The organism is Pseudomonadota bacterium, assembly GCA_023229365.1.
Taxonomy (GTDB): Bacteria; Myxococcota_A; Polyangia; order JAAYKL01; family JAAYKL01; genus JALNZK01.
The window spans coordinates 17710-27047 of sequence record JALNZK010000073.1; the positions used below are offsets into that span (position 1 = coordinate 17710).

Annotated in this window: 13 protein-coding genes and 1 pseudogene; all 14 read right to left on the bottom strand. The window is 69.1% G+C overall.

Annotated elements, in window-relative coordinates:
* Positions 1–101: 101 nt before the first annotated feature.
* Positions 102–491: a type II toxin-antitoxin system VapC family toxin gene (locus tag M0R80_21760; protein MCK9462262.1), complete on the bottom strand. Its 390-nt coding sequence runs from the start codon at positions 489–491 to the stop codon at positions 102–104.
* Positions 478–711, bottom strand: a complete 234-nt coding sequence (locus M0R80_21765; protein ID MCK9462263.1) for an antitoxin family protein — start codon at positions 709–711, stop codon at positions 478–480. The genes M0R80_21760 and M0R80_21765 overlap by 14 nt, the downstream gene beginning before the upstream one ends.
* Before the next feature lie 229 nt (positions 712–940).
* Positions 941–1961 (bottom strand): annotated as a pseudogene (locus M0R80_21770) (NAD-dependent epimerase).
* 58 nt (positions 1962–2019) lie between these two features.
* A complete protein-coding gene (locus M0R80_21775; protein MCK9462264.1) occupies positions 2020–2247 on the bottom strand; it encodes a type II toxin-antitoxin system HicA family toxin in 228 nt (75 codons plus the stop codon).
* The gene (locus M0R80_21780) at positions 2244–2483 is read right to left on the bottom strand and encodes a type II toxin-antitoxin system HicB family antitoxin (GenBank protein ID MCK9462265.1); all 240 of its coding nucleotides are present in this window, start codon (positions 2481–2483) and stop codon (positions 2244–2246) included. The genes M0R80_21775 and M0R80_21780 overlap by 4 nt, the downstream gene beginning before the upstream one ends.
* Before the next feature lie 131 nt (positions 2484–2614).
* Positions 2615–4297 (bottom strand): GDP-mannose dehydrogenase, encoded by a 1683-nt coding sequence (locus tag M0R80_21785; GenBank protein MCK9462266.1) that lies wholly within the window; start codon positions 4295–4297, stop codon positions 2615–2617.
* Between the two features lie 2 nt (positions 4298–4299).
* Positions 4300–5283 carry a UDP-glucose 4-epimerase GalE gene (gene galE, locus M0R80_21790; protein ID MCK9462267.1) on the bottom strand — a complete coding sequence of 328 codons (984 nt, stop codon included), beginning with the start codon at positions 5281–5283 and terminating at the stop codon, positions 4300–4302.
* Between the two features lie 22 nt (positions 5284–5305).
* Positions 5306–5518 (bottom strand): type II toxin-antitoxin system HicA family toxin, encoded by a 213-nt coding sequence (locus tag M0R80_21795; protein MCK9462268.1) that lies wholly within the window; start codon positions 5516–5518, stop codon positions 5306–5308.
* Complete coding sequence (locus M0R80_21800) at positions 5518–5766, bottom strand: type II toxin-antitoxin system HicB family antitoxin (GenBank protein MCK9462269.1); 249 nt, start codon at positions 5764–5766, stop codon at positions 5518–5520. Before M0R80_21800 ends, M0R80_21795 begins: the two co-directional genes overlap by 1 nt.
* 45 nt (positions 5767–5811) lie before the next feature.
* Positions 5812–7161: a UDP-glucose/GDP-mannose dehydrogenase family protein gene (locus tag M0R80_21805; GenBank protein ID MCK9462270.1), complete on the bottom strand. Its 1350-nt coding sequence runs from the start codon at positions 7159–7161 to the stop codon at positions 5812–5814.
* Positions 7162–7298: 137 nt separating this feature from the next.
* Entirely contained in the window at positions 7299–8204 is a 906-nt protein-coding gene (locus M0R80_21810) for a Gfo/Idh/MocA family oxidoreductase (GenBank protein MCK9462271.1), read from the bottom strand.
* Positions 8205–8206: 2 nt separating this feature from the next.
* Entirely contained in the window at positions 8207–8635 is a 429-nt protein-coding gene (locus M0R80_21815) for a DUF86 domain-containing protein (protein MCK9462272.1), read from the bottom strand.
* Entirely contained in the window at positions 8625–9029 is a 405-nt protein-coding gene (locus M0R80_21820) for a nucleotidyltransferase domain-containing protein (protein MCK9462273.1), read from the bottom strand. Before M0R80_21820 ends, M0R80_21815 begins: the two co-directional genes overlap by 11 nt.
* Positions 9026–9338 (bottom strand): GDP-L-fucose synthase (locus tag M0R80_21825; GenBank protein MCK9462274.1); only part of this gene is annotated, 313 nt, incomplete at its 5' end. The genes M0R80_21820 and M0R80_21825, both read right to left, overlap by 4 nt.

Sequence of the window (9338 nt, forward strand, 5' to 3'; positions counted from 1 at the left end):
TCGGCACGACCTGGGTGTCTCTCTTCGGTTCGACCTGACCGCGTCCCCCGCGCGGGTAAACGGCGCGGCCACGATGAAGAGTGGAGGCCGCTCCGGTGACCCTACGGGCGTCTCGGATTGACGACCTCCAGGTCCGGGACCTTCTTGAAATCCTCGTCCGCGGTCACCAGGGCCGCCTTCCGTGTCAGGGCGGTGGCCGCGATGATCGCGTCGGGGAGCTTGAGGTTCCCCGTGCGCCTCAACGAGATTGCAGCTTCCTCGACCTGGGTGTCTATCGGCACCGGCTCCAGCCTGGCCAACAATGCGGCAACCCGACCTTCTTCTTCTTCGGTGATTCCAGGAAACCCCAAGAGCTCCATTCTCGTGACCGCGCTCACAAGGTATTCGGGTTTCTTCGCCGAGGTCCGCTCGAAGAAGTCGGCCGCCCACTTCGCGCCGCCCAGGAATCCGATCAGGACGTTTGTGTCCAAAAGGAATCTAGCGCCATTCATCCCGAAGCTCTCTCTGGGTGGCGACCGGGTCCGCGGAGAAGCGAGGGCTCGACCTCAGGCAGCCGGCGAGATCCGAGAAGTCGTACACCGCCTTGGTCGATGCCTCATCGCCGGACTTCGACTCCATGGAAAGCCTGACTCGCTGCCCCTCGTGCATCGAGAGCTTGTGCAGCGGTCTCAGCACGCCGTTCTCGTAAATCGCATCGATCGTTTCTCTCATCACGTCCTCCTGACTAGAGGATATCACGATAAGGACCATTTCGCCTTCCCGCCGCCCGGTTTCTTCATCCTGGTAGCCCCGAGCCCACGGACCCGCGGCCACCAGGGTCGCGGCCAGGATTCCTCCTTCGGAGGAGAAGCCCTTCGGGCTGTCGCAACGAGAAGCCCATAGGGCTTGGCAATCCTGGCCGCGCTCCTCGTGGGCGCGGCTTGCCTCGCTCGGACAGGGCTCATCGTCGGTCCTCCGTGTTCGGCGTGCCCGGCGCGAGGTCGTCCCGCGGGCGCCCGGCGAGCCACTCCGCAAAGCGGGGGAGGCCGTCCTCGATGGTGGTCTCGGGCCGATATCCCAGCGCACGGGTCGTGTCGCCGATATCGGCGTGGGTCTCGAGCACGTCGCCCGGCTGCATGGGGAGGTACCGCTTGACCGCCTTTCGGCCGAGACAACTCTCGAGCACCTCGATGAAGCGCCCGAGGGTCACGGGCTTGTCGTTCCCGATTGTTGTACAGCCTATAGGGGGCGCGGCTGCACCCGGGATCCTCGACCGGGACGTGGTCGAGCGCGGCGATCACGCCTTCGACGACGTCGTCGATGTACGTGAAGTCGCGCCGCATCTCGCCGTTATTGAAGACGTCGATGGGCCGGCCGTCGAGGATCGCTTGGGCGAAGGAGAAGTACGCCATGTCCGGCCTTCCCCAGGGTCCGTACACCGTGAAGAAGCGCAGCCCGGTGGTCGGGAGGCCGAAGAGGTGGCTGTACGCGTGCGCCATGAGCTCGTTCGACTTCTTCGTCGCCGCGTAGAGGCTAATGGGGTGATCCGTGCTGCTATGTACCGAGAACGGGACGTCCGTGTTCGCGCCGTAGACGGAGCTCGAGGAGGCGTACACGAGGTGCTCGATCCCGGCGCCCCGGCACAGCTCGAGCACGTTGGCGAAGCCGACGAGGTTGCTGGACACGTAGGCCGAGGGGTTGGAGATCGAATACCGAACTCCGGCCTGGGCCGCGAGGTGGAGCACCCGCGCCGGGGCGGCCGAGCGAAAGGATTTTTCGAACGCCGCGGTGTCGGAGATGTCGACTTTGTCGAAGGAAAATTTCGGATGTTCCCGCAGCAGAGACAGGCGGTCGTGCTTGAGGCGGACGTCGTAGTAGTCGTTCAGGTTGTCGACGCCGCGGACCTCGCGGCCGAGCTCGAGCAGCCTCCTCGCACAGTGGAAGCCGATGAAGCCGGCCGCGCCCGTTACGATGATGCGCATCAAATAGTCATCAGGGGGTGGGGGCGGCCATGTTTCGTGCGGGGTATCCTCTCCGCGTTCATTTCAGCTGTGTGAAATCCTCGGTGCAAAAGCCGGCGTCCTTGAGAATGCGCGTCGCGAGGCCACGCCCGAGGTCGCAACCCGTATGGGTCGGCACGGTCACCGCGATCCGCCGCTCCTCGTGAAACAGCGTGAGATGGCTTCCGGACTGCCGGATTTCGGCGAACCCCTGCTTCTTCAGAAACGAGACGAGCTTCTTGGCTGTGATCTGCGGCATCCGGGTCATGCGGGCATGCCCACGGATATCTCCTCGACGTGAACGATGCGCTCGAACTGAGGGATCGCCTCGCCTTTATCGAGAAGCGCCGCCAGGTGCTGCTGGACCGCTTCTCGGATGTTCCGTTTCGCCTCCTCGACGGTCAGCCCGTTGCTGAAGCAGCCGGGAAGAGTCGGGCTGTATGCGAGGTACCCGACGCCGTCGGGCTCCTTCTCGATGACCACCTCGAAATTATAGAACTTCATCTCGTCATTCCTTTGCGCGGACGAGGCTGCGTTTCCGCGCCTTCGACATTGTAGCGCACGGTCCGCCGAAATACCCATTCAAATACCCATTCAATCGGGATCTACCCATTCACCTTCGTCCACCGCGCGGCTCACCGCCCGTGCCGGACCTCGTCCTTGAGCCGCTTCATGTGCCCGCGGCCGAGCGCCTTGACCTCGCAGCCGAGCTCGAAGTAGCGGCGGATCGTCGCGTCGGAGAGGATGCCGAAGCAGTCGACCACCGCGAGCGGCCCGCCGGCCCACTTGACGACGTCGTCCGGGTCGAGCGCGAGGTACTGCGCGTGCGGCACGGCGAGCACCAGAGCCTCGACGCCCTTCAGCGCGGCCTTGAGATCCTTGCCCACGCGCAGGTTCCTGAAGCCCTCCTGGTTGCGGAAGAACCGCTTCCGGGAGTGGCCCGGCGCCGGGTACGCGTCCTGGTCCTCCAGCTCGTACCAGTGCTCGACGTACGGGTCGTGGACGCGCAGCTCGGCGCCCATCTCGGCGAGCTTGCGCACGACGAGCTCGCTGCCGCTGTAGCGCGTGTCGCCCACGTCCTGGCGGTAGCTCGCGCCGCACAGGAGCACGTCCGCGCCCGCGATGTAGCGGCCCATGTTGCGCAGGCCGTCGCGGACCATCTCGGCCACGTGCAGCCCCCGCGTGTCGTTGATGTCGATGGCGGTCGGCGTGATGCGGAAGACCGCGTCCCCGTCCTCGAAGCCCAGGATGTGGCGGTACGCCCAGTAGCCGAGGCCGCCGTCCTTGGGCAGGCAGTAGCCGCCGATGCCCGGGCCCGGGAAGATGATGTTGCTGTGCGTCGGCCGCACCTTGATGGCGTCGATCACCTTGACGAGATCCACGCCGTTGCGCTCCGCGAACAGGCTCCACTCGTTGAGGAACGCGAGGATCGCGGCGCGGTAGGAGTTCTCCACGATCTTCGTCGTCTCCGACTCGATCGGGCGGTCCATGACGGTGAGCGGGAAGTCCCGCGTGTTGAGCACCTCGCGCAAAAACTTCTCCACGCGCCTGCGCGCCTGCGCGTTGCAGCCGGCGCAGACCCGCCAGAAGTCGCGGATGCTCGCCACGTACTGGCGGCCGGGCATGACGCGCTCGAAGGAGTGGGCGAGGAGCGGCGCGGACCGGATGCCCCGCGCGGCGAACGCCTTCTTCAGGATCGGCCAGGCCACGAACTCGGTCGTGCCCGGGGCCACGGTCGTCTCGATGAGCGTCAGGCATTTGGGCGGGATCTTCTCGCCGATGGTGCGGATCGTCGCCTCGAGCGCGGCCATGTCCGCCTCGCCGGTGGCCATGTGGCCGAGCTCGGGCTTCGTGTAGTCGCACTGCACGTCCACGACGACGCAGTCCGCGAGCGCGAGGCAGTCGCTGTCGTACGTGGCGACGAGCGTCCTCTTCTCCTTCACGCAGCGCGCGATGATCGCGTCGACCTCGGGGTCCTCGGCGCTCACCGGCGCCTGCCCGCGGTTGAGCATCGGGATCTTCCAGTAGCTGCGAACGCTCGGGCGCTGGCAGCCGATGACGAGCTTGGCCGGGCGGCCCTTGCGGTCCACGGTGTCGGCCACGATCGCCGCCATCACCGCGCCGACGAAGCCGACGCCCATGACGACCACGATCTCCTTGCCCTCGGCCCGCGCCTTCCCCGCGAGCTTGCGCAGGCGGCGCATCTCGGCCGCGTGCTCCGCGGCCTCGGGGAGCGGGAACCTCTCTCCGTCCGGGGCGATCGAATACGCGCGCCCGTCCGGCGCCGGGGCCTTGGTCGGCTTGCTCTTCTGTGCCATCGTCAGCTCCTTTCGAACCCGTTCTTCCGGTACCACTCCCAGGCGCTCGCGACGATGTCGTCGATCCGCGTGAAGCGGGGCGAGAAGCCGAGGAGCTCTCTCGCCCTCGACGGATCGGCGACGAGCGCCGGCGGATCGCCCTCGCGGATCGGGAGCGTCTTCACCGGAATGTCTTTTCCCGTGACGCGGCCCGCGGCGCCTACCACCTCGCGCACCGAGAAGCCCCGGCCCGTGCCGAGGTTCAGGCGGTGGCCGCCGGGCGAGCGCTCCAGGAGGCCGAGCGCCCGCACGTGGGCGTCCGCGAGGTCCGAGACGTGGACGTAGTCGCGGATCGCCGTGCCGTCCGGCGTCGGGTGGTCGGCGCCGTAGAGCTCGAGGCAGGGCGTCACGCCCGCCGCGGCGCGCAGGACGTTCGGGACGAGGTGCGTCTCGGGGTCGTGCCGTTCGCCGCACGGGAGCTTCGGATCCGCGCCCGCGGCGTTGAAGTACCGCAGCGCCGCGTACCGGAGGCCGTAGGCGCGCCCGCAGTCGGCGAGCAGCTCCTCCACCGCGAGCTTCGTGCGGCCGTAGGGGTTCACCGGGACGAGCGCATGATCCTCGGGGATCGGGACCCGCGCCGGCGCGCCGTACACCGCGGCCGAGGACGAGAAGACGATCCTGTCGACCCCCGCGCGCCGCAAAGCCGCGAGCAGGCACGCCGAGCCGCCCACGTTCACGCGGTAGAACTCCGCGGGCGCCCGTACCGACTCGCCGACCTCGATGAGCGCCGCGAAGTGCACGACCGCGCCGACCGCGTGCGCCGCGAACGCCCGGTCGAGATCCTCCGGCCGCGTGACGTCGCCCTCGACGGCGGCGAACGGCGCCGCGAACGCCCGGTGGCCGCGCGAGAAGTCGTCGAAGACGATCGGGCGGTGCCCGGCCGCGGCGAGCGCGTGGCAGGTGTAAGACCCGATGTACCCCGCCCCGCCGGTGACGAGGACGTTCATCCCCGCGCTCCCCGGCACGCCGTCATGCGTTCTCGAAGTCGTTCCACTCGATTCCCAGCTGCTGGACGATCCCGCGCAGAGTGCCGGACTTGAGATCCTTGGCCCCCCAGTCCGGGACGACGGTCGCCTTCCCCGTGCGCGGGTTGTGCCACTTGCGATGCGATCCGCCCGAGCGCCGCGGGAGCTCTTCGCAGCCGAGGCGCCGGAGCCCTCCGGCCGCTTCTCGGTACTTCATCAGGTCGAAGCCAAATGCTCGAAGAAGATCGGCGCGCTCGTCGAGTCCTGCTCCAGGTTGGCCGGAAGCTCGCGTCCGAGATCGCCGTACAGCTCGATGACCGCGCGGACCGCGTCCTGGACGTTGGCGAGCGCCTCCTCCAGCGTATCCCCCTCGGTGACGAGCTCCGGCAAAAGCGGGCTCGTCACGGTGTAGCCCCCCTCCGGCTGGGGGGTGAGAACGAGCGGGAGCTTGATCGCGTTCTTCATGTCGGTCCTCTCAGTCCATTCATACCACAGGCGGCGCCGCACCGCTCACCGCCCCACGCCGAAGTACTCGAAGCCCGCGTCCCGGAGCTTCTGCGGCGCGTACTGGTTGCGGCCGTCGAACACGACCTTGCGCTTCATGCGGCGGGCGAGCTCCCCGAGATCCGGCGCGCGGAAGACCTTCCACTCGGTGAGCAGCGCGAGCGCGTCCGCGCCGTCCGCCGCGTCGTACCTCGTGGGCGCGAGCTCGAGGGCGCCCGTCGCGAACCACGCGGGGTCGAGCTCGGCGCGCGCGTTCTCCATCGCCACCGGGTCGTACGCCCGCACGCGGCCGCCGGCCGCGAGGATCTCGCCTATCACGACGCGCGACGGCGCCTCGCGCAGGTCGTCGGTGCCGGGCTTGAACGAGAGCCCCCACACCGCGATCGTGACGCCGCGCAGATCCTCGCCGAAGAACGCCTTGATCTTGCCCGCGAGGAACGACTTCTGGGCGCGGTTGCGCGCCTCGACGGCCGAGAGCACGAGCGGCGCGACGCCCGCCGCCTCGGCGATCCGGACGAGCGCGCCGACGTCCTTGGGGAAGCACGAGCCGCCGTAGCCGATGCCCGGGTAGATGAACGCGTAGCCGATCCGCGAGTCCGCGCCGATCCCCTCGCGCACCTGCTCGACGTCGACCCCGAGCCTATCGCACAGCGCGGCGATCTCGTTGATGAACGAGATCTTCGTCGCGAGCATGGCGTTGGCCGCGTACTTCGTCATCTCGGCTTCCTCCACGCCCATGACCAGGACGCGGTCGTTCTTACGGAAGAACGGCGCGTAGAGGTCGCGCATGAGCGCCTCGGCCGCCTCGTCCCGGCAGCCGACGACGACGCGATCCGGCCGCATGAAGTCGTCGATCGCTGCGCCCTCCTTGAGGAACTCGGGGTTCGAGATCACGTGGAACGCGGGATCCGCGCCGCGCGCCTCGAGCTCGGCCCGGATCGCCGCCTCGACCTTTCGCGCCGTGCCGACCGGCACCGTCGACTTGCCTATCACCGCGAACGGGCGATCCGCGGCACGGCCTATGTCGCGCGCCGCGGCGAGCACGTGGGTGAGATCCGCGGAGCCGTCCTCGCCGGGCGGCGTGCCGACCGCGATGAAGGCGAGGAGCGGCGCCGGGCACGAGGGCAGCGCGGCGAGCGCCTCGGCGATCGAGGCCGCGAACGAGAGCCGCTTCTCCGCGAGGTTCCGCCGCACGAGCACGTCGAGCCCGGGCTCGTGGATCGGGATCTCGCCCGCCCGAAGCATCGCGACCTTCCGCTGGTCCACGTCCACGCACACGACGCGGTTGCCGACCTCGGCGAAGCACGCGCCGGTCACGAGCCCGACGTACCCGGTCCCCACGACGACGATCTGCATTTGCTATGGCGCCTTCCGGAGTGGGCTCCGCCCCTTTCGGTTACAGATGCGTACCGATGAGACGCGCGCGCCCGTTGTGTCGATCACCAACGTCAACAGTCCCGTTAGGTTACAGATATCGCAGAATCGTTCAACACTTACGCGTCGCGCGCGGCCTCGCGGATCCGGTGCACGAGCTCGATCGACGGGCTCGCGTCCGCGATGCCGAACCCGCGCCCGGCGAGGATCTCCTGGTAGGCGCGCGTGTGGAGGTCGTCGAAGCCCTCCGAGAACTCGACCTCGCGCCCGTCGATCTCGATGGAGCGGTGGGTCGTGCGCTCGCCCGGCGCGGCGGCGAACGGGAGGCGCGCGAAGTCGACCGACAGGAGCCACTCGACGTCCGCGCGCTCGAGCGCGAGCAGGCCGGAGATCGTCGACCTGTCGCTCTCGTGCACCTCGACGGAGAGCGCGCCGCCGAACAGCCACAGGAGGAGGTCGAAGAAGTGCACGCCGATGTTCGTCGGGAGCCCGCCGGAGCGCGCCTCGTCGCCCTTCCACGACGCGTGGTACCAGCGGCCGCGGCCCGTGACGTACGCGAGCTTCACGCGGTGGCGGCGTCCCCCGCTCCCGAGGCGATCCCGGGCCGCGACGAGCGCGGGGTGGTGGCGCAGCTGCAGGATCGTCCGCACCTCGCCCTGGGTCTCGGCCTCGAGCTGCGCGAGCTGATCGAGGTTCCACGGGTTGATGACGAGCGGCTTCTCGCAGATCGCCTTGGCGCCGACCCGCAGCGCGAGCCGGACGTGCGCGTCGTGCAGGTAGTTGGGCGAGCAGATGGAGACGTAGTGCACGCGCTCGGCGTCCGGGCCGCGCCGGAGCTTCTCGAGGTGGCGGTCGAACCGCTCGATCTCCGGGAAGTAGCGCACGTCGAGGAACCAGCGGTCGAGCACGCCGACCGCGTCGTGCGGATCGGCCGCGGCCACGAGCCGGTTCCCGGTGTCGCGGATCGCCCGCATGTGCCGTGGCGCCACGTAGCCCGCGGCGCCGATGAGCGCGAAATTGTGCATGATCATCCCCCTCCGGCGGGCGGGCGCCAGGCGAGGGCGACGGCGACGAACGCGCGGAAGTCCGCCGCGCCGCGTTCGATGATCGAGCGCACGATGGCGAGGTCGAGCGCCTGGTACTGGTGCACGGCCACGTTCCGGAACCCCACCATCGCCTTGAGCCGAGCGGCGAGCGTGCGATCCACGACGCCGGCGCCCTCGAGCAGGGCGAACGCCTCGGCGCTGTGCTGGGGGAGCCCGAGGGCGCCGCGGCGGACCAGGTGCATCGCGAGATCGATCGCGGCCTGACAGGCGCGCTGGAGGTTGAGCACGAGGACGTCCTGCACGTCGAAGTCCGTCTCGAGCGCGTCCTTGCGCTCGCCGTAGACCAGCTCGACCCTCTTCAGGCACCGCTCGATCGTGTCGCACTTGTTGAGCAGCACGTCATCGACCATGGATGGCCCCCCTGTCGCGCGCATCCGCCACGATGCCGGCGCGTTCCTCGTTGAGCATGGCATAGGCCGAGCAGGCGATCATCTCGAACTCGCGGCGCGCCGTCTCGTCGGCCTCGAACACGCAGTCGCCGCCTCCTATGACCCGCGCGCGGAACACGACGCTCGCGGCGCGAAGATCGGCGAGGTCCGCCTCGCGGCCGGTCGCCTCCCCGATCGCGGCCGACAGCGCGAGCCTCGTTTCCAAGGGCACGGGCGCCGCGGCCAGGAGCGCGAGATCGAGATCGCTCGCGGGTCGTTCCCGGACGGTGCCGAACGATCCGTGGCGGTACACGGCGATGAGCCCCGGCACTTCGCGGGCCAGGATGCGGACCGCCGCCTCGACGGCGCCTCTCATCGCCGCACCCGGTCCCGGTTCTCGAGGAACCACGCGTACGTCTTCCGCAGCCCCTCCTCGAGCGGCGTCGCGGCGCGCCACCCGATCGCGGCGATCCCGCTCACGTCGAGCAGCTTGCGCGGCGTGCCGTCCGGCATCGCCGTGTTCCAGGCCACGTCGCCCTCGTAGCCGACGATCCGCTTGACGAGCGCGGCGAGCTCGGCGATCGAGACGTCCTCGCCCACGCCGACGTTGAGGAACGTCCGCTCCCGCGTGGGCTCGAACCGGCGCATGAGGTGGACGAGCGCGTCCGCCAGATCCTCGACGTAC